The organism is Leptospira perdikensis (assembly GCF_004769575.1).
Lineage (GTDB): Bacteria > Spirochaetota > Leptospiria > Leptospirales > Leptospiraceae > Leptospira_A > Leptospira_A perdikensis.
Window position 1 is genome coordinate 50526 of record NZ_RQGA01000009.1, and the last position, 25659, is coordinate 76184.

The window sequence follows — 25659 nt, forward strand, 5'->3', positions numbered from 1 at the left end:
CTAAATCGCAAATACAGTTTGGAATGTTGCCATTGTTGCCGTGGGGCTTAAATCGTATCTATGAAGTGGATCTGGTTCATTTGGATTGTTTTTTTGGTTCCTAATTGCATCACCAGCACGAATCACAGTGGCGCCAAACCAGAAGGAAACATTTTCGAATGGCGTGATGATATAAATAAAGTTTAGTTCCGTTGCTACAAGTTTTCCTAAGTGTGGTTTGGTGACATTGTATGCATCTGTATTATAGTAATCTTCTGTGGAAGCAGTTTCTCCCGTTGCTTTACTACCGGCTACATAGTTATTATTATCATAATACCCATCTTGTAATTTAACCTTATAATACCAGTGTGGGTTTAATATAAAAGTTCCATAATTAGAAGTTTCATATTTCAAATGTAACGAATAATCTTTGATGTTTTGCCAAAAAACAAGTCCTGAGTTTCCATTTCCTGCAAAAGGCAACGATCCACCGGCCATACGTCTTGTCGCGAACAGCGGATTATAAGTTCCTACGCTCGAATCGTTACGATTTGGATCTCCTGATGCTTGGACATATTGTACGCCAATCCGAAATTCTTTTACCGGAGTGTATCCAAGTTGAACGGCTACTATATTTGCTTTGTATCGAACAGCCTCTGACAAAGGAGGTGGCTCCCCAGTTTTTTGGTTTGTTGAATAGGTACCATTTTGGTTCAGCCAATCGGGTGTAACTCGTTCTCCTGTAAATCCTGTTTGCCAAGCCGCTTCGACCATCCAATCGATTCCCGTTGCATCTGGTAGAGCATTGTTTTTAGTTCTATTGGTTAAACGAAAACCTGAGGTATTTAATTGGTCATCACCACGGTAACTTCTTGTTTCTGAAAGAGGAGATGGGGCGGTAGCCTTTTTTTGTTGTTTGAATAAACTATAGTTATATAAATCGATGCCCAACCAGTCAGCGACCTTCCAATTATAATGTGCACCACCATAATAGGAATCACCGATACCACCTAATTTTGTTGAGTTGTTTGAAACAATACTATTAGAATTATTTTCTGCTCCTATCACCGATCCAAACAAATCCAATGTATGGTTACTAATTTTTCCAGTGAACCTGAGTGCATCAAACGAGTTTCCATTTAAACTATCGTTTCTTGATCCAAGAATCCTACCGTCTCCAAACTCTAAAATCTGTCTTCCTGTTCGTAATCGAAAATTTTGGTTTGTTGTTTTTAGATCTATAAATGCTTCCCTAAGACCTGTGAAATTGTTTAATGCAACATCTTTTTGTTTACTGGTATCAACAGTAGTCCCGGCATTTGCTATTGCGCCATACTTCTGATCTGCAGTTCCATTTGATACAACTTCTCCTCCCCATAGGCGTACATCTTGTAATGTTATTTTGAATAAAACATTTTCATTGATATCTCCTAAAAGATAAAATTGAGTTTGAGTTAGGGCATTGTTTCTATTATCTGCAGTAGATTTATCAAAGTCAGTGTTATTGAGTGAATCCACTTTTGGACGAATTCCAAAGCCAACACGAAACTTATCAGCGAACCAAAGTCCTTTATTCTCTTGGAGGGCTTTTCTTTGTTTGCCTGTCACTTGCAAAGTTCGTAAATATTCTCCAGAAAGATTTCCAATCTGCGGACTCACATACCCTTCTTTTTTTTCCTCTTTGGGTTGTGGAGGAAGAGGAGGGGGCTCAACGACTGCTTCGACCTTAGGATTTGTCGTTGGTTCTGTCTGACCATAAATTGCAGTTCCTGAACCGACGAAGGTAAGGAAAAGAATGAGAGAAAGAAAGGGATGGGATTTTGGTATTCGCTTACTCATAATTTAGGATAGTAATCAATCTAATTCCATTATTGCAAACAAAAAATCGCTATATTGGACAATATTTCCGTAAAAGTAGAAAATTGGATGTTGTTTTTAGGCCTGACTGCCTTTTCTAGGAGTTTTGCACCTCATTTCCCACTCGAAATAATCTAAAGTCTGGAGAAAGCATTAAGGACAGATCCTTTTCTTTCTCTACACATTCGTCTGCGGTGCATGGTACCGTAAGTATTTGGATTTTATTTTTGCTTTTGGATCAGAATGGGAAGTGACAGGAGATGCCAGAAGTGATTAGGAAAAGTTATAGAGGGGGAGGTGTTAGAGGTAGAAAGTATATGGTTGATTTCGGGAAAGGGAGTGAATGTGAACGGTTGTATAAGGAAGGTCGGTAACAAGGGAAAGTCACTTACCTTTTACACTGACTTTCAAAAGTAAGTCAGTCACCAAAGTAACTGACTTACTTAATTAAGTGTTTAAACTTCTATACTACTTAGAAAAAAATCTTTTCTCTACTTCGTCTGGAAGTTTTTGTCCCGTAAGTTTCGCTCTTTGTACTAATTCCCAGAAATAGCGGTAAGTTGCACGGTCATGTAAGTCTCCATCGTGTTGGATGGGTCCCCATTCTGCGTCTTGAGCTTTGATGAGAATGTCACAAGCTGTTTGCGTTTCTGCAAAGTTAGGAGCCATTGCATCTAAAATCGATTGGATTTGTGCAGGATAAATGGACCACATACGTAAGAAACCAAATTCATCATGCGCACGTTTTGCATCTGCATAGGTTTGGTAGATGTTTTTAAGGTCCAAAGTTACGTTATGAGCCGGAATCACACCATTCATGAGGGCAGCTGCTACTAAATTAGCTTTACCGCGACGAAGGAGTTCGTGGTCAAACTGGCCAGGTGATTTCATACAAGATGCCGGAATCGCACCATGGTGGCCGGAAATAAAATCCATAAGACCAAAGTCTAAAACTTGCAACCAAGGAAGGGCCGCAATTTCGAACACATCATTCAAAGCACCGTGAGTTTCGATAAGAACGTGAATCGGAATTTCGCGTTTGATTCCAGCTTTTTTACATGCATCTTGAATGTAAGTGATTTGTTCTTTCACCTGACTTACTTTTGTCGGTTTTGGAATCGTGATATAAGCAATTACATTTCCTGCACCTGGAACAAGAATATCCACATCACCACGCCAATGTTCGTTCGTATAATCGTGAATACGAACACCACTCATTTTGTGTTTGTTAAGTTCGGAGTTTTGGATTCGAACAATCATTTCTGCGTGTTCTTTCTCTTTTCCTGTTTGGGCACCGTCTTCGCAGTCCATCGTGATGTCAAAAAGTCCACCGAGTTTATTTTGTAACTCGAGAGCTTTTGTGATGAGTTTTTCAGATCCAGCGAAGTGTTCACAAGCAGGGATGATAGGGAAAGGTTTTTCTCCTGCAAAGAGTGCAGATTGCGGGTGAGTCAGTGCCATTTAAGTATACCTTTTTCGGATTTTTTTACCAAGTTTTGTGAATTTTGCCTATCGTCCAGGAAATAATAGCAAAATCCGAAAGGAGGCTTATTCAAACCGAAACTCACTTACTTTTTAGAATGGGTTTCCTGGTAGAACGATTTTCCTTTTTCCGGGGCGAACCCTCTCGTTCCTCGGGGCCGGGCCACTGCGGGCTACGCCTTCGGCTTCGGTCGAAAATTCGACTTCCCCTTCTTGTCCCTTTCGCGAAACTGACTATCGATTTGGATCCGAACGATATTTACACCCCAGCTGGTGGTCCTCCTCCCCCTAGTCCTAATGTTAAATTTCTTTTTGGAAAATGGGGCGAAGTTGCCATTCGTAAGTTAGTCTCTGACTTTTATGATTTAGTTGCCACTTCTGAAATCCAATGGATGTTTAAAGGAGACTGGGATTTAGCCAAAGAGAAACAGGCTGATTTTCTGATTCAGGTGTTAGGTGGCCCTAGTTTATACATTGAAAAATGGGGACCGGCTCGAATGCGAATGAGACATTTTGTGTTCCCCATTTCTGAAAAGGAAAGGGCTGTTTGGTTTCGTTGTTATGATGAAGCTTTATTAGGGTTTGATTTTGAACACGATGACAAAGTCGATTTTTTATACTTTCTTGATGGATTTAGTGCGTGGATGGTCAATCGAAAAGATTCTATTACGGATTGATTGCTCTAGCAGATGTTATTGGGATTTGGATTACTTTGGTCGTATAACAATCAAAAATACTAAAAAATTCTTGTATAAAATGATAGCAGGTTGGCGTGATGGTGCATATTCATGAACCACCAGACTTGTATGTTTCAAAAACTTTCTATTTCCATTCTACTTTTTGTTTTTCTGTCTTGTGCTAGCCGGGGTATCCCATTAGAATCTCGCTCTCATCTCAAACAAAACTCTAAACTAGAATGTCAAACATCAGAGACAGAGATTCGCACTTTCCGTATACTCTTCCTTTTGCCGTTCTATCGCACAAATACTTTGGAGATTACAAACAATGATTATGTGGTCGAAACAAAGTCTTATGCAAAACCTTTGGATATTGGATTTACATTTCTGGGTTTCCTTTTTTCCTTAAATTCTTCTACGGACTATATTCTCTCCTGTCCTTGGAACCAAGTGGAAAAATCAGTGAAAGCAGCTGGGGAAGGTGATGGGATCCTTGAGAAATCGAAGTTGGCATTTTGGAAATCTGTCGGAAGTGCGGATCCAATTGAATCAGTTTCCTTTGAGCCTGATGATCATAGGCTGACTGATGAATCTCAGAACGAGTTGTCCGCATTGGGCCAGAAGATTCTAAAGTCGGAAGAAAAAATGCAAATTGTTTTGTATGGTAAAGTCAATACTACCGGGGATGTTGGTTTTCAAATTCGACTTCTCAAACGCAGATTCGATGAAATCAAAACATTGATGGCAAAAGAGTCTTTGGATGTTGACTTAATCCTTCCAATTATTGGAGAAAAGGATTCTTCTGGAGATTCTAAATTGAATTCCTCCGTTCAGATTTATTTAGTCAAAAATTAACCAATCAAACCCAATTGCTCCCGGCACTTGGGTTTTTATTTGTTCACTCGTTGATACAAATGTTAATTATGATTTTCTAATAGTTTTAGTATAACTGCTTTTTGCGCATCTAAACGGTTCTCTGCTTGAGTAAAAATGATCGAACGATCACTTTGAACCATCTCTCTGGTAATTTCATAACCCGCATGAATCGGCATGTCGTGCATTACTTTTGCTTTTGTATTTTTAAGTAATTCTGCATTGACTTGGTAAGGCATCATCAACTGGATTCTTTCTTCTTTCTCTTTTTGGAATTTTGGGTCATTGAAGTATTCCATGTCCACCCAGGTATCTGTATAAACGTAGTCAGCTACAGAAACAGCTTTTTTTACATCTGTTTCCCAGGATATGGTTCCTTTTTTCTTCGCTCTTTCAATGGAATCTTTCACGATTGATTCTTCTGCTGCGATGGGAGTAACTAAAATTAAATGAATTCCAAGAGCTGCCGTAATTTCAATCAATGAGTTGGCGACATTATTATGCACACCAATGTAACATATGGTTTTCTTTTGCCAATCGTTTGGCGAATCCATAACAATTGTTAGTATATCTGCGAGGGATTGACAAGGGTGGAATAAATTGCAACATCCATTAATCACCGGGACCGTAGATCCTGACTTCAATACAAGTAAATCTTCATGCCGTTTGAGTCTCGCCATAATGATGGCTACGTTACTTGATAGGTATTTTCCTTCAAAATCGATATCAGAAAGAAGGAAGTTGGATGCCATCCAATCCAAAAAAATCGCATGTCCACCAAGTTCAGTCATCCCCGCTTCGAAGGAAACTCTCGTTCTTGTTGAAGTTTTCTGAAACAACATCGCAAGGGAACGGCCGGCCATATGTCCGGAAAAATAGACTCGATTTTTCTTTACATAGACTGCAAATTCTAGGAGTTCCCGGATTTCTCCATCGCTCCAATCTTGCCAAGATATCAAATGTTTGACTTGGGACATAGCTTCCCCACTAATATCGGACTGGATTGGATCTAAATCGAGAGATTCTCAGTAGAAACTGGCTTTGAATCTTGATTTTTTTTCCTTAGGCCGCTGACTCCGCAATGGATCTCGCAATGATAAAATTAGGTAGAATCAATTCTTCCAAAAATTTGATCCCGAAGAGTGGTCCTTGGTCAGTTTCTTTGATCCAAGCGATTTTCCCTTTGAAGGAAATTCTAGATCTAGTTAAATCGCTTTCAATGACCCCAGTCACAAGATCACGATCCTTCAATTGGATGTCCTTATCTAAACTTCCACTCACACCGAGTTCTGAAATATTGCCAATCCTCGCTAAAAGGAACTCCGGGTTCTCATTGATTGAAAAAAGTTTCAAAACCAAATCATCCCATTCCAAGGACTCAATACGATCAGTTCTTCTTGTATTCAACATATACAGCTCCTAAAGGTCTACAAAAGCTTTAAGCATAAATCGTGCCAATATCGTAAGTGAGTTACTTTCCTGTGTTTGTCACTCGGGTAAAATAGAGAAGACATCCATTTGCCCTAAATTGTTGATTCTTGCGTCTGAGGAGGGGAGAAAGCGATTTAGAACCGATCAAACTGTCTAGTTTGGATACAATTAATATGATTCTAAGTTTAGACTCAATGTATAATATTTCTAACTTGCCGATTCGGGGCAAATTTAGGGACTATCCGTTAGAGGATCGATATGCTCAAACAAATATTTACACCTTTTCTCCTGTCCTTTCTATTCGTATCACTCGCAAATTGTGGTCCAACCCCTGAGACCAAAGATTTGCAAGTGAAAGCAAAACAAATCATCGGCGCCTTACCTGCGAAAATGCCTGGTTCGGAAAACGATACTCAAGAACTTGTTTCTCTCGGAAAAAAACTCTATTTTGAGAAAAAGCTATCTTTGAATGAAACTCAATCTTGTAACTCCTGCCATAATGTAGAAGGTAAAGGTGCCGGTGTGGATAATCTGTCCACTTCTCCCGGTGCTTTCGGTAAAAACGGAGATAGAAATTCTCCAACAGTCCTGAATGCAGGTTTTCATTTTGTTCAATTTTGGGATGGACGTGCTGCTGATTTAAAAGCACAAGCAAAAGGTCCCATTCTCAATCCGGTGGAAATGGCGATGCCTTCCGAAAAAGAAGTTTTGAAACGAATCAATGAAGACGCCAACTATCCAACGTTATTTGCAAAAGCATTCCCTAATGATAAAACGCCTGTTACTTATGAGAATTTAGCAGGAGCCATTGCTGCTTTTGAAAGAACACTTGTAACATCATCACGATTTGATGATTTTATCAATGGAGATCATAAAATACTTTCAAAAGAAGAACAAGAAGGTTTTAAGAGTTTTATTTCTGCAGGTTGTACGTCTTGTCATTCCGGTAATTTACTTGGAGGAAATTCGTATAGAAAAATTGGTCAAGCTAACGAATATAAAACAGCTGATCTTGGGCTTTATAATGTAACAAAAAAAGCAGAGGATAAGTTTTTCTTTAAAGTCCCTAGTCTTCGAAACATTGCTTTAACTGGTCCATATTTTCATGATGGCCAAGTGAAAACTTTGGATGAAGCCGTACAAAAAATGGCCTTTCATCAGTTGGGTTTGAACCTTTCCAATGAAGAAACTAAAAAAATTGTTCTCTTCCTAGGAACTTTATCTGATAAAACTCGTGTTGATTAATGAATCTAAGTTAATTTAGCATATCCTTGGATCCCGGATATCATTTCCAGAGATCCAAGGAGCCATTTCTCTAAAGCACGGTGTCTAAGTGCAATCGGTATGGGTTGCAAGTATTCTTTAAAAGTTTTGGAACCTAAGATGCGAATCACCGATACCATCTGTCCTGAAATAACTCTCAAAATTGGATCAAAGGTAACATTTCCACTTTCCAATTGTAGTGCATCGGCAAGTCTAACTTCGTAATGTTCCCAAAGCAATAGATATCTTTGTTCTAATTCCGGGCTGTCCATCCAAGGATGAAATCCGGGAAGCGATTCGATCAAAACTTCAGGATCAATTGATTGGATTAAATTCCACAGGAATCGTTTGAATCCTTCAAATAGGCTTTCTTCTTCTGCTCTTCCCAAAACGGCTCGAATGAGTTCATCACAAAACAAAATTTCATCTTGGAAGGCAAGGTCTTCCTTCGAGCGAAAGTAGGTAAATAGGGTTTTCACAGAGATATCAGCTTGGTCGGCAATATCAGAAACAGTTACAGCCGTGTATCCCTTTTCCCGGAACAATCCTTTGGCCGCTTTCAAAACAGCTGTCTGAATGGTTTGTTTTTTACGTTCTCTTAATGGTAATCTGAGTATCATCGTGTCCATAGAGGTTTTCTTTCCTTCTTTTGGTTCCGGATCGCCGGCTTTGAAACTTGGCTAGGGCAAATGCCAAATTTTAGGTGAATTAGCTTGAAAGTTGCAATATAAAGTAAGTCACTTACTAAAGTAAGTGAATTAATTTCTCTATCTACTTACTTTAGTTAGTGACTGTAAAAAGTAAGTCACTTACCTTTTTAGGCCTATCAATAAATCCAATCAAGATAAAAATATAGTTTCCGAGTCAGGATTGAGAAAATAATTGGACTATGTCCCAAACCTATCGTGACCAGCTCTTTGCCTGGATGAAATCCCATGTTTATCGTTATTCCGAGGCCCCTTTCCGGTTGGCAAGTGGGCTTGAGTCCCATCATTATTTCAATTGTAAAGAGATTACTCTTCATCCAGAAAGACTTGCGGTCCTTGGTGACTGTTTTGTCGAAGAAATCATTCCGAAACTCGGTATCGAATTCGAGGCAGTTGGGGGATTGACCCTCGGTGCTGATCCTTTAACTTATTCAATTGCATTGTCTTACCAGAGGAAAGGGAAACTGGTTTACCCACTGGTCGTACGTAAGGAGGCAAAAGGGCACGGGACTGGCCAACAAATTGAAGGGTTCTGGAAAGAAATAAAAAACTGTTTGGTCGTAGATGATGTAATTACTACTGGAGGATCTACTCTAAAGGCAGTCCAAGTTTTAAGAGAAGTTGGAATCTCTGTTACCAAAGGGATCTGCATCTTGAATCGAGAAGAGGGTGGTGCGGAAAACTTAGAAAAGTCTGGTATTCAGATGGAGTCTATCTTTCGCAAAAGTGAGTTTTTTAAATGAATCTACAAAAAACATTTTTATACGATGTGAATTTGTTTAGGAATAAATTACTGAAAAGAACATGGGTGGTCATCGCCTTGTTTCTGATTTTCGTGTCTTATAACAGTCTTCAGGTGCCAAAGGAAGGAAGAATTCAGTTTTTTACAATTTTCCTTCCTTTGCTGGCATTGTTTTTTTGGTTTTTGAGAAAAAACTTTTTAAAACAAGTAGAGATTCTTTCTTCCGGAAGAATCGAACTCGACGGTGGATCTTTAAAACAATTTGATGCCAATGGAAATTGTGCTACCATTCGGATCAAAGACTTAGAACAAATCACAACAGATAAATTTCGTGGTTATGATCGTATTGTTTTGGAAACAAAAGAAAAAATTCATCCTATCGTAAATATTGCCTTTCAAGAAGAATTGGTTTCCATTTTGGAAAAAGAATCGGGCATCAAAAGGGTTACTGATTTAACAGAAGATAGGTTGTGGACGTTTAAAACTCCTTTGTATTTTTTACCTAGTATTTTGGTTTTGGTTGTCACCTATATCCCTTTCATAAGAGAAAAATTTCCGATTCTTTCTCCTGAATTTTTAGGTTTGTTTTTTAACGTAAATCTAATTATTTACCTATTATACTTACCGGAAAAACAGAATCACACAATTAGTCAGTTTTCCTTGAAAAGAAGAATGATATTTATTAGTTTAGTGGTGTTTTTCTTTCAGGTTTATATTCAATTAGATAAATCAGGCTGGCTTAAGTAAAACAAAGAGTCAGCTTTCTTGTTTTGATCCAACACTTTGCCTAAGCATATTTAGTTTTGCTTGGGCATATCTTCTGAGATCCACCATTTCAGTAGCATATCTTTTTAGAAGATTGTCTTGTTCTAGTCTGTTTTCCATTAATTGAAGAGTGTCACGGACATATTTAATATCCTTTTCTTCTTTAAGTTTTCCTGTTTGGATTAACTTTTTAACAATGTCGAATTCGTATTTTCTAAAGTGGACACGTAACAGGAACTCTGTAGAAAAGTTTTCTTTCGCTTTTACCCAATTCTGATCAATTTTTTCTTTCGGGCCTTGTTCTTTTAATAGGTCTACTGCACGTTTAGTTGGGTCTAGATCTCGAGTCGAAGTTGCATTTGCTAATTCTTCCGCAGCATTCACTTCATCCTTGAAAATTTCTTGGAGTTTATTCCTTCTCCATTGGTCAGTATACTCGTAACTTTGTGCAGTGAGCATCCGTTGAAATTCTTCAAGCATCACGGAAACGTTGATAGATCGACCAAGCGGAGTGTTATTGAATTCTTTAATTTTAGGAAATAACTCTCTCGTGATTTGAAATGCGGACTTTCTTTTGTAATTACTTGCTTCGTAAAGTTTTTCTAAACTTTCTTCTGAATGTCTTTTTAATTCGTTCAATATGAACGGTTCGGCAAAGACGTAAGCATCTTCTCCGTAAACGAATAAGTTTGGGTCGGGTGCGACTACTGATACAATGAAAATAAAGTGACTGTCTCTCAAGGCAGTAAGTAATTTTCTTAAGTCTTCCTCTGTTCTAGAAAGTTGAGAGGACCAAACCCGTAAATGTGTATCAGATGTTGGGATTTTTTCTCTGGATTCGAGGTTTTCTTTTCGAATCATATCTGCGAGTTCCAAACAAACTTTGATACTTCCAGCCATGAATAGAGGTTAATGGTAGTGCTTTTTCGGTAAAGAATTATTCATATTTCAATTCTTTCGAAATTTTCATTTGTTTTAAAAAATAAAATGGTATGAGGCAGATAAAAAATGTGATCAGGGGGATCACTATCGGGAGTTTTGCTACAAGCGAGCCAGGGTATTGGAATTCGAGTATCCATCCAAAGGCATTTCGATTGATTCCAAAAATAACGATTGGTGAAAGTATCAGGCTACTGAGGACTCCTGAAAATATACCAAAGGAGACGAGAAACAATGCTTGGTAATAAATCATTTGAAACATTTGGAATGAATCCATTCCGATTGCTTTGAGTCCTGCTAATACTTGTGATTTTTCTTTAATGAAATAAACCAGAGATGTTGTTAGGGCAAGTACGGAAATGATTAATGCTGAAATCTTTAACGTACCTAAGATTGAAAATACTTGGTTCATTCCTTCTAAATATAATTTTTTTAAACTGATGAGGTCTATGTATTTTAATCCATGAACTTTCGTTATGTTTTGGAGTAGTTGTATTGTTTCTTCTGGTAATAGGTTTTCATTTTTGAAAATCCGGATAGAGTTTAAAAACTTAACTTGAAAATTTTTCTGGAAGTAAGAGTAGTCCATCATAATGGTTCCTCTTTCTGAAAAAAAATGGTCTTTTTCCGCTTGGATTTTCATCGAAACACGAGAGTTCCGTTCTGTGTTAATTGATATAGAATTCCCTGTGCAAATTTGATCTAAAAAACAAAGGTTTTTTGAAACAATTAGTTCGCTTTTGTTGTAAGATTCATTGAATTTTAATACGTGTAAGGTGTAATATTTTCCATTGACGATGAATTTGGAATCTACGTAGAAGGGCTCTACAGCTGAGAAACGAGGGTCTGATGCCATTGTTTCGTATAAACTAACGGGAACCCCTGGTTCACCTGTGTTTAACTTTTTTTCGTTTATCAGCGAATAGTCGGATTTGTTTTCTTCATCAACCCAATGCACTAATGATTGTTCGTAACTATCGGTTAAACTTGTTAATGTAAGGACAAGTGAAGTGGATAACATAATGGTTGATGCTGTGAGTCCATGTTTCCATGGTTCGGTTCCGATTTCTTTTAGTCCAATTTCGATACTTGGTGAAAATTGAAACTTCGAAAGTAATTTGTCTAATGTTTGTACAGCCAAAGGAATACTTAAGAAATTTAATAAAACGAATCCAAGTATCACAAGACCGACTCCAACCATTCCGGGAGTAATTTGTTTTGGAAAATTGACAAGTCCAAGTGCGGTTCCTAGGGTTATAAACAGTGCCGCGAGGTATAAATTCTTTTTCTTCGTAAGGCCTAAGATTAAACTTTTCTTTTCGGTATCTCTTTCCCGAATGAGGTCAATTGGAAGTATGAGAAAGGTTTTGTAGGAATTGTAAATAGACGCAAGTATCGAGCCTAGAATAGAGATAGAAAAACCTAAAAGAATGATAGAAAGGGGGAGGTTCCGATAAGCTTGGATTTGGTTTGCATCCGTAATGGTATTTACTGTTGTTAAAAAGTTAGTGTTTGCTATTAAAATCCCTAAAAGGATACCAACAATTCCCCCAAAAAATCCGATCACAATGGCTTGCGTTAGAAATAACATAAAGTTATTCTTTTTACTAGATCCGATGGATAATAAAATTCCAAATTCATGTTTTCTTGAAAGAAATAGGCCAGTGAACATGTTCGAAACCATAAAAAAGGAAATTAATACAGAAACTAAAGAAACAACAGTCAGGTTTATTTTTAGAGAACCGAGTGCAATGCCTGCTCGTTCTAAGATTTGATCCTTTGATTCGTAAGTCCATTCTTCGGACGTAACTTGTTCTATTGTTTGTCTTTGGTGAGTGCCATTTTGTTCAACCAACCAAATTGATGTGAGGTGGTCTTTTCGATTACAAATAGATTGGAGTCTTGTAATATCCATCACAAGAAAAATTCCTTCTGCAGGTAGGATTAGATATTCTTCCTCTTGTAGAGGAAGTTCTTTTTCGCAAATGGAGAGTGGTCTATCATTTTTGATTGTTCTGATTTTTTCTGCGAGTGATTGACTAATTATATACTTGGGAATTTTCTTTTTGTCGTTTAGTGATAGTAAAAGAGATTTTGATAGCAGGATGTCTTTACCGATAACAGGGATACTTAGGATTTGATCTTGAGATAAATTGAGAATCCCTTTTGTTTGTAATTCTGGTTCTAATTTTAGATTTTCGTGTGAATGAGATTCGACTACTTTCAAAAAATGGTCTTCAGCTCCGAGGTTTTGGTTGTTGGCTACATATCTCCCGATAAAATCTTCAGAGGAATAACCAAGCATTTGGTCTAGAACAGTTTGTTCAGCTCTCCAGGAATTGATTTGTGTGCTGACGAAAAGAGCAATGCCTAAGCTAATACCTAAAATTGATAAACTGATCTTCGATAGATGATCTTTGAAATATCCGAAGATAAAATAGTAGTAAACTCTTTTCATTTGGTTTGGATTTTTCCATCCAACATATGTAAGTTGATATCACCGGACTGTCCAATTTCTTCGTTATGAGTAACAAGGAAAACGGATATACCTAAATCTTTGACACAGCGACTCAGTAGGTCCATAATGATTTTCGAAGATTTAGAGTCTAAATTGCCTGTTGGTTCGTCGGCAAATATCAGTTTTGGTTGGTGAACGATAGCCCTCGCGATAGAAACTCTTTGTTTTTCACCACCAGACATTTCTTTTGGAGTAAACGCTTTTCGGTGGTCTAAATCTACTAACGAAAGGACTTCTTCGGCTTTTGTTTTGGCTACGGAGTTTGAAACTCCTGCAAGATATAGGGGTAAGGCGACATTTTCTATCGCAGATAGATATGGAAATAGGTGAAAAAACTGAAATACAATTCCAATAGTTTTTCGTCTATAAATGGTAAGTTCCCCCTCTGAAGCTTGGGATAAGTTGTGTCCATAAATTTCGATTTTACCTGAGTCAGCAGACTCGATTGCGGATAGTATATTGAGCAAGGTGGACTTCCCACTTCCTGAGGGCCCCATTAAAGTTACTAGTTTTTTCTCAGTGATCTCAAAGGAAATATCATTCAAGATCGGAAAAACAATCTCATCTTGGCTGTATGATTTGTTTACGTGTTCCAATTTGATGACAGACTTTGTGCCAGATTCTTTTTTTTCTGCTATCATTAAAAATAACTTCCCATTTGCAAGATAGTCGTGAATATCAAGATTAAGGTATAACTGATTGGTAGCACGTATATTTTTCATCCTACTCATGTCAGTTTTAGTGATTGGAAAGTCACAGTCTTGGATTTCTCTTGCGGAGTTTACCGAGTCGGCGGAGATTTTTTCTTGCGAAAAGAACTTCGAAGAGCCTCCTGGGGAAGAAAAAAATCTTCTCCCTATTTCCACCTCTCCCGTTTATATCTCCATCGTTAATTCGTTTCTCTTTTCTATCTCTGCCTCTGTTATTCCCAATATCCTTTTATTTAAATTCCCTGAACGTCGGGGTCCCCCTAACTTTACATAACATATTTTTTCTCTAAAAATTTAATTTTTGAGGTAGTTAATGTTAGAAGATGAAAGAATTTCTATCTTTCGATCGGTCTTAGTTGGGATATCAGCGCTTTCGCCGTTGGGTATATTCTTATTTTCTAATTATGATGTTTTGTCAGTAGACTTTCCCATTTTGGTTGGGCTTGTCATTCAGGCATATATCGGGTTTTCTTCTTTTATGTTGGTTCAGTCGTATGAGCCAAAAGAAAAAAACAAAGTCACCATAGGGTATGTGATTTTTTGGTCTGCCCTCGGAGTTTGTTATTTATCTGGTAAGTCACTTATTCTCCCAATTGCTTTGGAGGTGACTTCCTTTTCGACAATTTTGATTTATTCCGGCACTGAGTTTGGAAAAAAACAAATTGAAAGTTTAGGTTCTTTGCTCCTTGCTTCTGGTATTTCGGCGTTGTTTTTGTCCGCCTGGGTCATGTTACCTGATGGAGACAATGTTGGAATTATTTTGTTACTTGTTGGTCTTCTCATCAAATCAGGATTTTCCGGATTTCATTTGTGGATTCCTAAGGTAAATGAAGGTGGTCCGTCACATGCTCTCGGTTCCTTTGCGGGAGTACTAGAAGTATTTCCTCTTTTACTTTTTTATCGTTATGTTTTACCCAATCAATTAGATCCAATCATTTATCAAGTTTTGTTTCCACTTGCTGCCCTTGGAATATTTTTTGGTGGGATAACAAGTTTCTTTCATAAGGACCCAAAAATATCCTTAGCTTATAGTTCGGTGGAGTCGATTAATTTTCTCTGGCTTTGTTTGATTATCGCCGGTATGTTTCAGTTTTCTGTTGATTCGGAACTTATGAATCTGAGTAATTCGTTTCGGATTCTGTTTTTTCTCAGTTTGTTCCATCATTGTTTTTCAAAAACATTTCAATTATTTTCCATTGGGATGGTGGCCCGGTTAAAAAATTCAAGTTCTAGTGATGAACTAAAAGGTATAGGAAGGCTTCTTGGTATTTCACCTTTGCTTGTAGGGGCTGGAACTTTTAGTTATGCAGTCCTTCCTGGCACTTTGGGATTTGTATCAGAAGCAACATACTTCTATCTAAATGCTCGTATCTTGGATTTACCGATTGGGCGATCCGTTTTTCTTTTGCCTTCTATGATATTTATTTTCTTCGGAATTGTTCTTGGAGGATTCACTCATATTAAGTTGTTTATGAGTTTGTTTTTATCTACTCCAAGTAAAGAGATCAGCATCCAACCTTTTGGGCCGGTACAAAGAAAGTGGGTCACTATATCATTGTTTAGTTTAGCTTTGGTAATTTATATTTTTCCATTGGTTTTGCCTTATTTTGTAAAACTTCCTATGCTTAGTCCATTCGTTGATTCGCAGTTAGTTGATTGGTTTTGGGTATTGTCTTTGGTGTCCTATGTAACAATTGGAGCAGTATTTATTTTTCGTTTGTATGATCGTTATCAATTAAAACGTTATGGAAACCCAAAGACAAAAAATTGGGATTGTGGGGGAGGTTACAGTGGCCATGAACTCTCTATACCAACCTCTGTGTTCTCGGAACCTTTAAGGAATTCACTGGGAAGGTATTTTTTGAATAAAACTGGAGAATCAAAGGTAGATGCTTTTTTAATAAAGGCTATTACTTTTATTTTTAGGTTGGGGACCCGGTTTATGTCTGCGACAAATCATCCAAAAGATGAAGACGTTAGTAAATACCTTGCGATTTCCTCCATGTTTTTGATTTTTATTTTTTCCCTTTTGATTTTAGGCGATTTTGGAGGACTATAAATGAATTCAATCGTATACTATCTTTATCTAATTGTTTTGTTTCTTGTTATGCCATTTTTACTAACGGGTATTATTCGAAAAGTTCGGGCCTATGCTCAAGGAAGGCGTGGTCCGAAGTTACTTCAGTTTTTCTGGGAAGTGGACAAATCACTAAGAAAAACTCCTATTTCCCATACTAATTTATCTGCGTTTACGCATTTGGCACCAAGAGTGGCACTGTTTTCGTCTCTGATGATTTGGAGTGTTGTGTTATTTGAATGGGCACCTTTTATTTTAATCCCGTTTTTCCTTGCGCTCTATCGGTTTGCATATGTGAGTTTTGCTATGGAAGGGGCGTCCTCTTTTGGAGGCATGGCTTCTGGTCGAGAAATCTTACTTTCTGTGATGGCAGAACCAACCTTTATTTTAATGATCCTTGCTGCGCAGTCCCACATTGAAATCTCTGTAAGCCCCCAAGGAGCTCTTATTGGATTACTCTTTTTGTCATTGTCTTTCATTGCTATTTTGGCTGAACTCGCAAAACCACCGTTTGATGATCCTAGAACCCATTTGGAGTTAACTATGGTTCATGAAGCTATGATTTTAGAAGCATCGGGAAGGCAGTTGGGTGTTTTTGATTTAGCTAGTTCCATCAAACTTTCTACATTACTTGTTTTTCTTGTGAAGTTAGCATTGGAACATTCTAAACTATTCAAAAATGAAGTTTTAGATAGTTTTGCTCGTGAATTGATGATTGCACCAATGGTCATCATTCTTGCAATCATTTTAGGATTTTGGGAATCGAATAGTGTCAGAAGGAAGTGGACTTGGATTCCTGAGTTTATGGGTCTTACCTTCATTGCAATTTTGATACTAGGAACTTTGGTTAAGTTGTCTTAAGGGTTATCATGATATACGATTTTATCTATTTATTATTATTACTCACCGGTGTTGTTGTTTTGGTAGAAAATCGGTTGAGCCGGATTATTTTTTTTCTAAGTGCACAAGGATTCCTTTTGGTTTTCCCTGTTTTACAAACTCATGAGGAAGATTGGAAACATGCAATTTCGTTAATTGTTATGGTTGTTTTGTTCAAAGGAATTCTTACTCCCTGGGTTTTGAATTGGACTGCAAATAAATCTAAAATGAATGAAAGTACGGCTCCTCGTTTTGGTTACCTGGCAACTTTACTTTTTATGGTTTTAGGATTGGTTTTGGCAGTAAAGATTACTGAAGGCGTTTCTGTTCTTTCGATTCCTGTTCATAAAATTGGACTCATATATGTAATTTTATTAGTTTATGTCGGTATTCTTTGTTTTGTTGTTAGGCGGAATTGGCTTGCTCTCATTGCAGGATTTTGTGTATTCGAAAATGGAATTTTTGTTCTCACGATGGTTCTGGATAAAGGGCTTCCCGTTGGATTAGAGTTTGGATCCTTTTTGGATGCCATTCTTGTGATTGTGTCCGGAGGGATCTTACAATTGTCTCCACATATGCATACAAAGGAGAGAAAACTATGATGAAAGAATTGTTTTATCTCTCCGGGGTTCTTGCCTTTGTTGTTATTTTCATCGTTTCTGTGTTTGCACCAACAAAAGGTCAAACTAGGATTTGGTTGTGGAGTCTTTTGAAGATCGGATTTTTTGGTTCTTTATTTTACTCTTGGTTTACTGACAACATTGTTCTCAAATGGATTTTAATTGAGGCATCTACTTTATTTGGTGCATTGTTAATCTCTTCAAGTGGAACAGAAAGATCCTTTCATGTAGGTTGGAAGTTTTTGTTGATCAACTCATACGCTCTTGGGCTTGCATTTTTAGGGATTGTGATTCTTTTGTTTGCATCTACTCCTTTGGAAACTTTGGATTTTAATTCTCTGAAACAGGGGTTAGTTGGTCAAAGTGGGCTTTTGATTGAAACTGGAATTTTACTTACTGTTTACGGTTACAGTGGAAAACTCGGCCTTGTTCCTAACCATTATTGGGTAGGTGATACCTATGCAGAAAGTCCAAGTCAAATTTCTTCACTCATTGCTTCTTTTGTGCCAGTAAGTGTTGTTCTTGCCATTCGTCCTCTGATTCAATTGGAACGTGAAATTAATCCACATATGATTAATGCAGCGAACGGAATTCTTTTTATCGGAGTTTTGACCATCCTTTATTCGACTTTGATACTCTTTGCCCGTGAAGATATCCGAAGGATTTCTGCAAAAGTTGCTCTTTTTCATACAGGTATGTTGACCTTGTTTTTGTGGTTAGATGTATCGGATGATGTGTTTTACTTTCTTTTATCAACAACAGTTCTTGTGAAACTTCTTGTATTTATTTCGATGGGAATTTTGCGAATGGATGCTGGAAAAAGAAATATCTCTCAAATTTTAGAAACATCATCACTTAGTCATAAAGCATTGTATATGTATTTATTGGCATTATTAGTTGCCTTTGTGTTTCCACTTTCTCCGGTGTTTGTTTTGGATTTAAAAGTGATTGAGATAGCAATCAATGAAAAGATGTTTTTTTTGTTCCTGTTTCCTATCATCGGAGCTATCTTTTTCTTTATCGCACTAAACAAAGTATTACCTTTGGTTCGGTTACCAAATCGAAATTTTGAACCTGGTGTTTATGGAATTCTACAAACCCGTTTGGTATTCTTTTGGTTTAGTTTTTTATTCACCGTATTTGTTGGTACTTACGGTTTAACCTATTTATTGGCAGAACATATATGGAAAAGATAACAGGCATTACTAATTTTGATGGTGTTTATCACCAGTTTGTCATCCGAGATCAGAAAATGATTCGGGAAGAAGTTGTATCTAAAAAAAGTAATATTGATTTTCTATTAGATCCCCAATATCCGGTTTGGCTTGTTCGTCATGCTTTTGGTCAGGATGTAGGAATTGAAGATTATTCTGAGTTGAAAGAAGATGAATACTTATCTGATAATAGAGGAAAAAATCTTTCCTTACATCAAAAAACAGGAATTGTCCGAGACTTGGCTTACCATGGATTACATGTTCCTTTTCATGAAGGTACGTATTCCCATGCAGTTGGTCCTATTCATGCAGGAATTATTGAGCCAGGACATTTCCGTTTTGTAGTTGAGGGTGAGGTGATTCGCCATCTTACCATTCGTTTGGGATTTCAACACAGAGCCATTCGAGAAAAGTTAATTGGGAAATCCATAACAGAAGTTATGCCTTTATCCGAAGTGATTTCTGGCGATACCAGTGTAGGTTATGCAACTGCTTTTAGCAAAATTTATGAAGAAATGTATGGTATTCCTGTTTCCAAGGATACCCGTTTGTTTCGTTCCTTTCTTGTTGAGTTGGAACGAATCGCTGTGCACATCGGAGATTTAGGTGGGATTTCTGAGGACATAGGTTATTACCCTCTTTATGGAGTCTGTGTGACAGATCGTGGGGCGGCCCTTGGTCTTATGGAAACATGGACTGGAAATCGGTTTGGAAAGGTGGCAGTCCGCCCAGGTAGAGTCCGAACAAATAAACGAATTACCGCAAAACAAGCAAAAGATGCTTTTTTGAATCTAAAAAAAGTTTATTTCAAACGAGTTCGTCCACAAATTTTAAGAGCCCTTTCTGTTTCCACTCTTAAGGAAAGGATGCAGGGTTGTGGTTTTATTTCTGAACTTGATGTACAGAAAAATGGATTTTTAGGTATGATTGCACGTATGGCTGGAGTTAGTGATGATCTAAGAATAGGCCATCCTGATTATCCTGGTTGGACCGCTTTACCGTTACAAGAAGAACACCATCATTATAATGGTGATGTTTGGGCTCGTATGTACATTCGTTATACGGAAATTGAACAATCCTTAAATTGGATCGAAACCCATCTGAATGATTTGGATTGGGACTCTTTATGGTCAGAAAAAGATTCTGCTGTTGGAAATCAAAGTTGGAAAGAATGGAAACCGAAACCTGGAATTTATACGGCCGCTGTCGAAGCATGGCGTGGCCCACTCCTAGTATCTTTAGATTTTGATGCAGAAGGATTTGTAAAAAATTCTTATATTCGGGATCCATCGGTTCTCAATTGGCATGCACTGGAGTTGGCAGTTCGCGGAGAACAAGTCGGTGATTTTCCACTAAACAATAAATCGTTTAATCTTAGTTATGTTGGGTTTGATTTATGAATTTCCTATATGAGTTAAAAAGCTTCTTCTTTCCAAAGAATGTATTAAATTTTAATACTGCCTCACCTGTCCATCCAACAAGCCGTGGTATTCCTGTTCCTACGACAAAGTTACGAGAGGGAAGTGGTTCTTTAACTCGAAGTGCGGAAGCCTGTCCTACAAAGGCGATCCGGATTCTATCTGATTCCGAAGTTCAGTTTGATTATGGCAGATGCCTTCAATGCGGAATTTGTACAGAAAACTCGGATGGCAAACTCCGTGACTCTGGGTTTATCTATACCTTTGCTTTAAGTCGGGAGGAATTGAAAGTCACATACATTTCCGGTAGAATGGAAAAGGTAAGTGAGTTACCAATTTCATTAACTGAAAGTCAAAAGCGATTCCAAGAATTAACTAAAAAACGGGGATTCCTATATAGAGAAGTAGCTGCTGCAGGGAATAACACTGTGGAATCGGAACTCAATGCTTCCTTCAATTCCGTTTTTGACTCGGAACGAGAAGGGGTTCGTTGTGTGGCCAGTCCTAAACATGCTGACGCGATTGTGTTTTCGGGTCCTGTAGGAAAAAATATGGCGGCACCACTGACCACTGCTTGGGAAGTGATGGCCGAACCTAAGGCTCTCATTGCATGCGGAACTGAAGCGGTGAGTGGGGGACTTTTTCCGCAAGGGAAACTTCCTAAGGAACCAGACCTCTTTATTTCAGGAGATCCCCCAAGACCCGACGTGATTTTGCAAGGTTTTCGTCTTTTAATGGGAAGATTTTCCTTCCGGTTTCAAGAGGCGCTTCACAAAATTTTAGAGAATGAAAAATAAGGCCCGTGGATTTAGAAAAAGAAGAAATCGTTCGTGTCCTGGTCCTAGAACCTCAACGGAAATCGTATGATACGATTTCCCAACTACTTCTTGAGTGGTTTGGAGATTATATCGAACTCACTTGGCGCTCCGTTTTTGAAAACGGAGCCGAGGAAATCAAAAAAAATCAATATGATCTTTTGATTACCGAAATCCAATTTCCTGAATTAGAAGATTCACTTGAATCTGTATTAGAAATGATTATGGATCTCTCTGGTCCATCAGAACTTCCTGTGGTTGTGTTTACCAAAGCCGAAGGAAAACAACTACCCATTCATGCCTTCCAATTGGGAATTAACGAATATTTCAGCAAACGTCGGTTAAAGAAAAATGTTCTAGAACATAGATTTAGAAATTTATTTAGAGAAATCTATCGTAAAAAAGTAGTGTCCATTCAAATGGATGATAGTCTGAAACGATTCCAAGATTTATATGGAATGAACCAATCGGAAATTCAAGATTTGAATACGATGGTGAAAAAGTTTAAAAAAGAATTAGAAAAAGAATACGAAGAAAAATTAAACTTAGAAACAGAAAAAAAGAAAATGCAAAACGTTTTCGGAATGTATGTTGATCCCATCATAGTAGAAAGTTTGATGAACAACACTCTTTCTTTGGATCAAAAGGGAAAGGAACAGGAAGTATCTGTATTGTTTTCTGATATTCGAGGTTATACGACCTTATCTGAAAAAATGAAACCAGAACAAGTCATCTCTTTTCTCAATGAATACTTTACCGCAATGACAGAAGTCATTTTAGGATATGGCGGGATGATCGATAAATACATTGGTGATTCCATTATGTGTTTGTTTGGTGCTCCAGTTTTCCAAGAGGATCACAGACAGAATGCCTTAGACTGCGCAGTAGAAATGGTACAAGTGTTTGAACTTTGGCAACCGAAATGGCAACAAATTTATGGATTCACACCGCAAATTGGAATTGGTTTGGCATCGGGAAAGGCCATTGTTGGGAATGTGGGATCGTTCCAAAAACTTTCTTATACGGCAGTGGGGGATACCGTCAATATGGCAAGCCGATTGGAGTCCATTGCAAAACCGATGCAAGTATATGTATCGGAAGGTTTATATAATTTCCTACCAGAAGACTATGCCAATAAATATCGTTATGAAGAATTGGAACCTGTAAAAATCAAAGGAAAAGAAGGGTTACACCGAATTCTCAGTGTAAAACCCCTCTAACAAACATCTGGTGTTGGTTTTGTTCTTTTAAAGTGTGCTACAAAACTGATACAATTCATTTGTTTTCAGTTTTTCGTCTTTAGCTGTCAAAAACACTTTTTGGTCTTCAATTTCAAGGTTAAGGGCAAGTTTGTATTCTTCAAATTTTTCCACTGTGCCTGGTTCTTGTTTGCCGTGACCAGTTAACTTTGCAATTACACCAGCAAAACCAATGATTTGGCCAAGGGGAGTTTGTTCTGCCACAGGTTTGGATAAATCTTCGATAGACGAAAGGATGATGTCTGGCATTTTCCAAAGTTTGGCGGCAGCGCTTCCCATCTCGTAAGAATCCACTCCGAAAGATTTTTTCTCGAGAGAAATCAAAGTGGAATCGGAAGTTTGGAATTCCGTGAGCACTTCTACGTATTTGGTTCTGTCGATGGTATTGAGTACAATTCTCCCAAGGTCTTGCATAAGCCCACAAGTGATCGCGAGTTCTGCCTCTTTTTTGAATTTCTTTTCTTCACAGAGGATTTGGGCAAAAATACCTTTGGCAACCGAGTGGTCCCAAACTTCATCACGAAATTTTTTATAATTTCCTTGGCTAAAAAGTGAGTCAGTCATCGACATCGCGACCATACTTCGAACCGTTTTAAATCCTAGGCGAGTAATGACCTGTTTCATATTGGCCACAGGATTTCCTCTAGAGAAAAACGGTGAGTTGGCAAGTTTCAAAAGTCTTGCTACAAGCACCTGATCGGATTGGACTTTTTTTTCTAACTCTCCAAAGGAAAGTTCATTGTCGTCATCTAGTGAAAGTACGGAAAGTAAGACCGGCGGTACAATCGTCAGGTCTTTGATTTGGGAAAGGTATTCTTCAACTGTAGCCATAGTGTTAGGGACCTAAAGTCAGAATCTAAAACCAGGAACAAAGGGAAACTTAAAAAAACGAGAAAAACTATCTAGCGACAATCCTTGCGAATTCGATTCCTTTGAAGTAGTGTTGTAGGATTTCCCTGTGACTGAATTGGCTTTTTGCCATTGCAAAACTGCCCCACTGGGACATTCCCACCCCATGACCAGAACCCAACCCTTTGACGAAATAATCACCAGACTCTTCTTTGCGAATTCCGAATCGTGTGGATTTTAATTTGGTGGCGCCTAATTTTTTTCGAAACTCTGTGGCTTTGATTTTTTTGGATCCTGAACTTCCGATGATTTCCATTTCATTCACTCGAGAAGAAGGAAAACGACTCGCAACTAAAATGTCTTGGATCTCACCAACACCTAAGTATTGTAAGTTTGTGTTCACAAAATCTGGTTTCCATTTTTCTTCCCAAGAATATTGGTCTCCATCTTTATCGTATTCAGAAGGAACAGGTTTTAAATATTCTACAGGACTTCCCCAAACATTGGCAGGGTCTTCTGTGTATCCACCCGCGTTGGAGTGGAAAAAACTTTGAATCGGTTGTCCTTTATGAATGAGGATGAGGCCTTCCGTTTCAAAAACAGCATCCGTTGTATTTTTATGTTCTTTGTTTTTCCCTTTGTATACTTGTGTGTTGGTCGATGTATCTACATCAAACTCTTGTTTTTTGCGATTTAACATCTCACGTACGACATAGGTTCTAGCACAAATAGCTTGGGCTTTGAGTGCTTCTTTGGGCCATGAGGCACTCACCTCAGAAGGAACTACACTCAAGAGGTAGGCTTCAATCGGAACTAAATTAATGATATAAACTTTTCCATCGATAGGTTTGAGGATTACTGTTCCACGATAACTCACTCCTTTGTATTCTATCCATTCTGAGTTACTTTGAATGGATATTGGAGCTTTTAGGAGAGTTGGATTTAAAGATAAAAAATCGTAAACCTTTTTGATGGTTAGATCATTGGCATCACGCACTATGATTTCACCAGTTGATTTAAATGTTTCTTCCTCTGTTGCATAACCAAGTAAAACACGAACAGGTTTAGATTTGAAATTAGATTCTTCTGGTGCCCAGTTGGTTACCATCACACTCGCACAACCGATTTGCCCTAAGATGGCGATAATCAAAAATAGAATCGATTTTTGAATCTTCATAATACCCTCGTTTCTAATTTCGGAGGAATTCCAAAATTGGTGAAGGGATTTATCGTGGTTTCCTGCGAAAGTAAAGCACGGATTCTGTATGAGGAGTGTGTGGGTAGGGATCAATTAAGATTCCATCCACAAACTCATATTCACTTTGAAAGATGGCGATATCTTCCTTTTGGGAATAAGGATTACAGGAGACATAGAAAATGGACTCCGGCCCGAAATCGCGAATCCATTGGCAAACCAGTTTTCCTGCCCCCGCTCGAGGAGGGTCCAAAATCAGCGTTGCATTTTCTTTTGCCTTTAAAAGATCCGTGGACATAAACAAATTGGCGATTTGGAAAGAGTGAGATTGGTTTGGATAACGTTCTTCAAAAGTTTGAGAAGCAATGGCAATAGATGATTCTGTTAGTTCATACCCGTCTACATTTTCAAAAGATTCCCCGTATAACAAAGAAAAGAAGCCGTTTCCGCAGAATAAATCAATTAGATTAGAACCCACTTTCGGCAATCGATCTTTGATGAAAGATAAAATAGGTAAAAAACCTTTGGGGTTTGGTTGGAAAAAAGAATCAAAAGGAATTTGAAAGGATTGCCCAAGGACAATTTCGGTAAAAGTGGATTTACCTCGTAAAACTTCTGGCCTACCTGAGGCGGAAACTTCTGACTTAGGCCTGTTGTAACAAAAAAGTAGAGAGTTCTGTGATAAAGACTGCAAACATAGATTCCGAAATGCATCCATACTCGGATGTGATTCATATCCATCGGTAAAGGTAAAAATTAAAATTCCATCTTCCGTATTTTGTGCCTTACGAATGGTGAGGTATTTCAATCCTCCTTCTTCAGACCTTCGATCCCAAATAATTTCTGGCATTTGGTTGAGTACAGATTGTACGTCTTTTAAAGCTTTGTTGGCCCAATCGGATTGGATGGAACAAGTTGTGATGGGTACGACTTTTCTAAAATTTCCCCTTTGCCTTTGTCCGATGATCGGCCCCGGAAATACAGAAAAATCCATCCGAGACCTGTATTCATAAATTTGTTCAGAAGGAAGAGGGGTGATGTTGATTCCTAAATCTTTTTGGAATCCTTCTAGGATGGGTGAAAATTTGAGTTCTAATTGTTTTTTGTAATCGATGTGTTGTCCTGTGCATCCACCGCACTCTCCAAACACATCACATTCTACCAATTTCCAGTCATGATTTCGAATGGTTTCTTGAATGCGCAAAGACCTTTGTCTTGGCCTCCGTTTGACATACTCCACATGGAGTTCGTCTCCAGGGTAGGCAAAAAAAACATTCACCTTTTTTCCGTTAGGTGCGGTGACGATTCCGGAAAAGTCAGAATCTAAACTTTCAACAATGACTTTATCCAATGTTTTATACTTGCCAGTTCCTTTTGATTTTTATACGAT

Annotated in this window: 24 protein-coding genes; 13 read left to right on the plus strand and 11 right to left on the minus strand. The window is 38.0% G+C overall.

Annotated features, from left to right (window positions below; translation table 11 throughout):
- Both EHQ49_RS08605 and EHQ49_RS08610 read right to left on the minus strand, forming a co-directional pair.
- Complete coding sequence (locus EHQ49_RS08605; RefSeq protein ID WP_135578444.1) at positions 1–1818, minus strand: alginate export family protein; 1818 nt, start codon at positions 1816–1818, stop codon at positions 1–3.
- Positions 1819–2304: 486 nt separating this feature from the next.
- Positions 2305–3297: an HpcH/HpaI aldolase/citrate lyase family protein gene (locus EHQ49_RS08610; protein ID WP_135578446.1), complete on the minus strand. Its 993-nt coding sequence runs from the start codon at positions 3295–3297 to the stop codon at positions 2305–2307.
- 263 nt (positions 3298–3560) lie between these two features.
- On the opposite strand from EHQ49_RS08610, the gene EHQ49_RS08615 reads away from it, so the two are divergent.
- Both EHQ49_RS08615 and EHQ49_RS08620 read left to right on the plus strand, forming a co-directional pair.
- Positions 3561–3995, plus strand: a complete 435-nt coding sequence (locus tag EHQ49_RS08615; protein WP_135578448.1) for a globin domain-containing protein — start codon at positions 3561–3563, stop codon at positions 3993–3995.
- A gap of 129 nt (positions 3996–4124) precedes the next feature.
- The gene (locus EHQ49_RS08620; protein ID WP_208732189.1) at positions 4125–4850 is read left to right on the plus strand and encodes a hypothetical protein; all 726 of its coding nucleotides are present in this window, start codon (positions 4125–4127) and stop codon (positions 4848–4850) included.
- A 62-nt stretch (positions 4851–4912) separates the two neighbouring features.
- On the opposite strand, the gene EHQ49_RS08625 is transcribed toward EHQ49_RS08620, so the two are convergent.
- Complete coding sequence (locus EHQ49_RS08625; protein ID WP_135578450.1) at positions 4913–5845, minus strand: ornithine carbamoyltransferase; 933 nt, start codon at positions 5843–5845, stop codon at positions 4913–4915.
- An 85-nt stretch (positions 5846–5930) separates the two neighbouring features.
- Positions 5931–6278 (minus strand): LEPBI_I2431 family sigma-54 regulated protein, encoded by a 348-nt coding sequence (locus EHQ49_RS08630; protein WP_135578452.1) that lies wholly within the window; start codon positions 6276–6278, stop codon positions 5931–5933.
- A 279-nt stretch (positions 6279–6557) separates the two neighbouring features.
- Here EHQ49_RS08630 and EHQ49_RS08635 point away from each other — a divergent pair, with 279 nt between their 5' ends.
- Entirely contained in the window at positions 6558–7544 is a 987-nt protein-coding gene (locus tag EHQ49_RS08635; RefSeq protein ID WP_135578454.1) for a cytochrome-c peroxidase, read from the plus strand.
- Between the two features lie 5 nt (positions 7545–7549).
- On the opposite strand, the gene EHQ49_RS08640 is transcribed toward EHQ49_RS08635, so the two are convergent.
- Entirely contained in the window at positions 7550–8191 is a 642-nt protein-coding gene (locus EHQ49_RS08640) for a TetR/AcrR family transcriptional regulator (protein ID WP_135578456.1), read from the minus strand.
- A 260-nt stretch (positions 8192–8451) separates the two neighbouring features.
- Here EHQ49_RS08640 and pyrE point away from each other — a divergent pair, with 260 nt between their 5' ends.
- Together pyrE and EHQ49_RS08650 are read left to right on the plus strand one after the other, a co-directional pair.
- The gene (gene pyrE / locus EHQ49_RS08645; RefSeq protein WP_135578458.1) at positions 8452–9012 is read left to right on the plus strand and encodes an orotate phosphoribosyltransferase; all 561 of its coding nucleotides are present in this window, start codon (positions 8452–8454) and stop codon (positions 9010–9012) included.
- Entirely contained in the window at positions 9009–9758 is a 750-nt protein-coding gene (locus EHQ49_RS08650; protein ID WP_135578460.1) for a hypothetical protein, read from the plus strand. The genes pyrE and EHQ49_RS08650 overlap by 4 nt, the downstream gene beginning before the upstream one ends.
- A gap of 9 nt (positions 9759–9767) precedes the next feature.
- Here EHQ49_RS08650 and EHQ49_RS08655 read toward each other — a convergent pair whose 3' ends face one another.
- Genes EHQ49_RS08655 through EHQ49_RS08665 form a run of 3 tightly spaced genes read right to left on the minus strand, consistent with a single transcriptional unit; the run spans position 9768 to position 13874 of the window.
- Positions 9768–10676 (minus strand): hypothetical protein, encoded by a 909-nt coding sequence (locus EHQ49_RS08655; protein ID WP_135578462.1) that lies wholly within the window; start codon positions 10674–10676, stop codon positions 9768–9770.
- 37 nt (positions 10677–10713) lie between these two features.
- On the minus strand, positions 10714–13173 hold the full coding sequence (locus EHQ49_RS08660) for an ABC transporter permease (RefSeq protein WP_135578464.1): 2460 nt from the start codon (positions 13171–13173) through the stop codon (positions 10714–10716).
- Positions 13170–13874, minus strand: coding sequence for an ABC transporter ATP-binding protein (locus tag EHQ49_RS08665; protein ID WP_135578466.1), 705 nt, complete (start codon positions 13872–13874; stop codon positions 13170–13172). The genes EHQ49_RS08660 and EHQ49_RS08665 overlap by 4 nt, the downstream gene beginning before the upstream one ends.
- A 58-nt stretch (positions 13875–13932) precedes the next feature.
- On the opposite strand from EHQ49_RS08665, the gene EHQ49_RS08670 reads away from it, so the two are divergent.
- The 8 genes from EHQ49_RS08670 to EHQ49_RS08705 are packed head-to-tail and all read left to right on the plus strand — an operon-like array spanning position 13933 to position 22186.
- Positions 13933–14217: a hypothetical protein gene (locus tag EHQ49_RS08670; protein ID WP_135578468.1), complete on the plus strand. Its 285-nt coding sequence runs from the start codon at positions 13933–13935 to the stop codon at positions 14215–14217.
- A 39-nt stretch (positions 14218–14256) separates the two neighbouring features.
- On the plus strand, positions 14257–16002 hold the full coding sequence (locus EHQ49_RS08675) for a proton-conducting transporter transmembrane domain-containing protein (protein ID WP_135578470.1): 1746 nt from the start codon (positions 14257–14259) through the stop codon (positions 16000–16002).
- Positions 16003–16881 carry an NADH-quinone oxidoreductase subunit H gene (locus EHQ49_RS08680; RefSeq protein WP_135578472.1) on the plus strand — a complete coding sequence of 293 codons (879 nt, stop codon included), beginning with the start codon at positions 16003–16005 and terminating at the stop codon, positions 16879–16881.
- A gap of 8 nt (positions 16882–16889) precedes the next feature.
- Positions 16890–17501 (plus strand): formate hydrogenase, encoded by a 612-nt coding sequence (locus tag EHQ49_RS08685; protein ID WP_135578474.1) that lies wholly within the window; start codon positions 16890–16892, stop codon positions 17499–17501.
- Entirely contained in the window at positions 17498–18715 is a 1218-nt protein-coding gene (locus EHQ49_RS08690; RefSeq protein WP_135578476.1) for a proton-conducting transporter transmembrane domain-containing protein, read from the plus strand. Before EHQ49_RS08685 ends, EHQ49_RS08690 begins: the two co-directional genes overlap by 4 nt.
- Entirely contained in the window at positions 18703–20133 is a 1431-nt protein-coding gene (locus EHQ49_RS08695; RefSeq protein ID WP_135578478.1) for a hydrogenase large subunit, read from the plus strand. The genes EHQ49_RS08690 and EHQ49_RS08695 overlap by 13 nt, the downstream gene beginning before the upstream one ends.
- Positions 20130–20948, plus strand: a complete 819-nt coding sequence (locus EHQ49_RS08700; RefSeq protein WP_135578480.1) for an NADH-quinone oxidoreductase subunit B family protein — start codon at positions 20130–20132, stop codon at positions 20946–20948. The genes EHQ49_RS08695 and EHQ49_RS08700 overlap by 4 nt, the downstream gene beginning before the upstream one ends.
- 5 nt (positions 20949–20953) lie before the next feature.
- Positions 20954–22186, plus strand: a complete 1233-nt coding sequence (locus EHQ49_RS08705) for an adenylate/guanylate cyclase domain-containing protein (protein ID WP_135578482.1) — start codon at positions 20954–20956, stop codon at positions 22184–22186.
- 27 nt (positions 22187–22213) lie between these two features.
- Here the strand turns inward: EHQ49_RS08705 and EHQ49_RS08710 are convergent, their stop codons facing one another.
- The 3 genes from EHQ49_RS08710 to EHQ49_RS08720 form a co-directional block, all read right to left on the minus strand.
- The gene (locus tag EHQ49_RS08710; protein WP_135578484.1) at positions 22214–23056 is read right to left on the minus strand and encodes an HDOD domain-containing protein; all 843 of its coding nucleotides are present in this window, start codon (positions 23054–23056) and stop codon (positions 22214–22216) included.
- A 67-nt stretch (positions 23057–23123) separates the two neighbouring features.
- Entirely contained in the window at positions 23124–24251 is a 1128-nt protein-coding gene (locus tag EHQ49_RS08715) for a SpoIID/LytB domain-containing protein (RefSeq protein WP_135578486.1), read from the minus strand.
- A 49-nt stretch (positions 24252–24300) separates the two neighbouring features.
- On the minus strand, positions 24301–25620 hold the full coding sequence (locus tag EHQ49_RS08720; protein ID WP_135578488.1) for a class I SAM-dependent RNA methyltransferase: 1320 nt from the start codon (positions 25618–25620) through the stop codon (positions 24301–24303).
- Between the last annotated feature and the right edge of the window lie 39 nt (positions 25621–25659).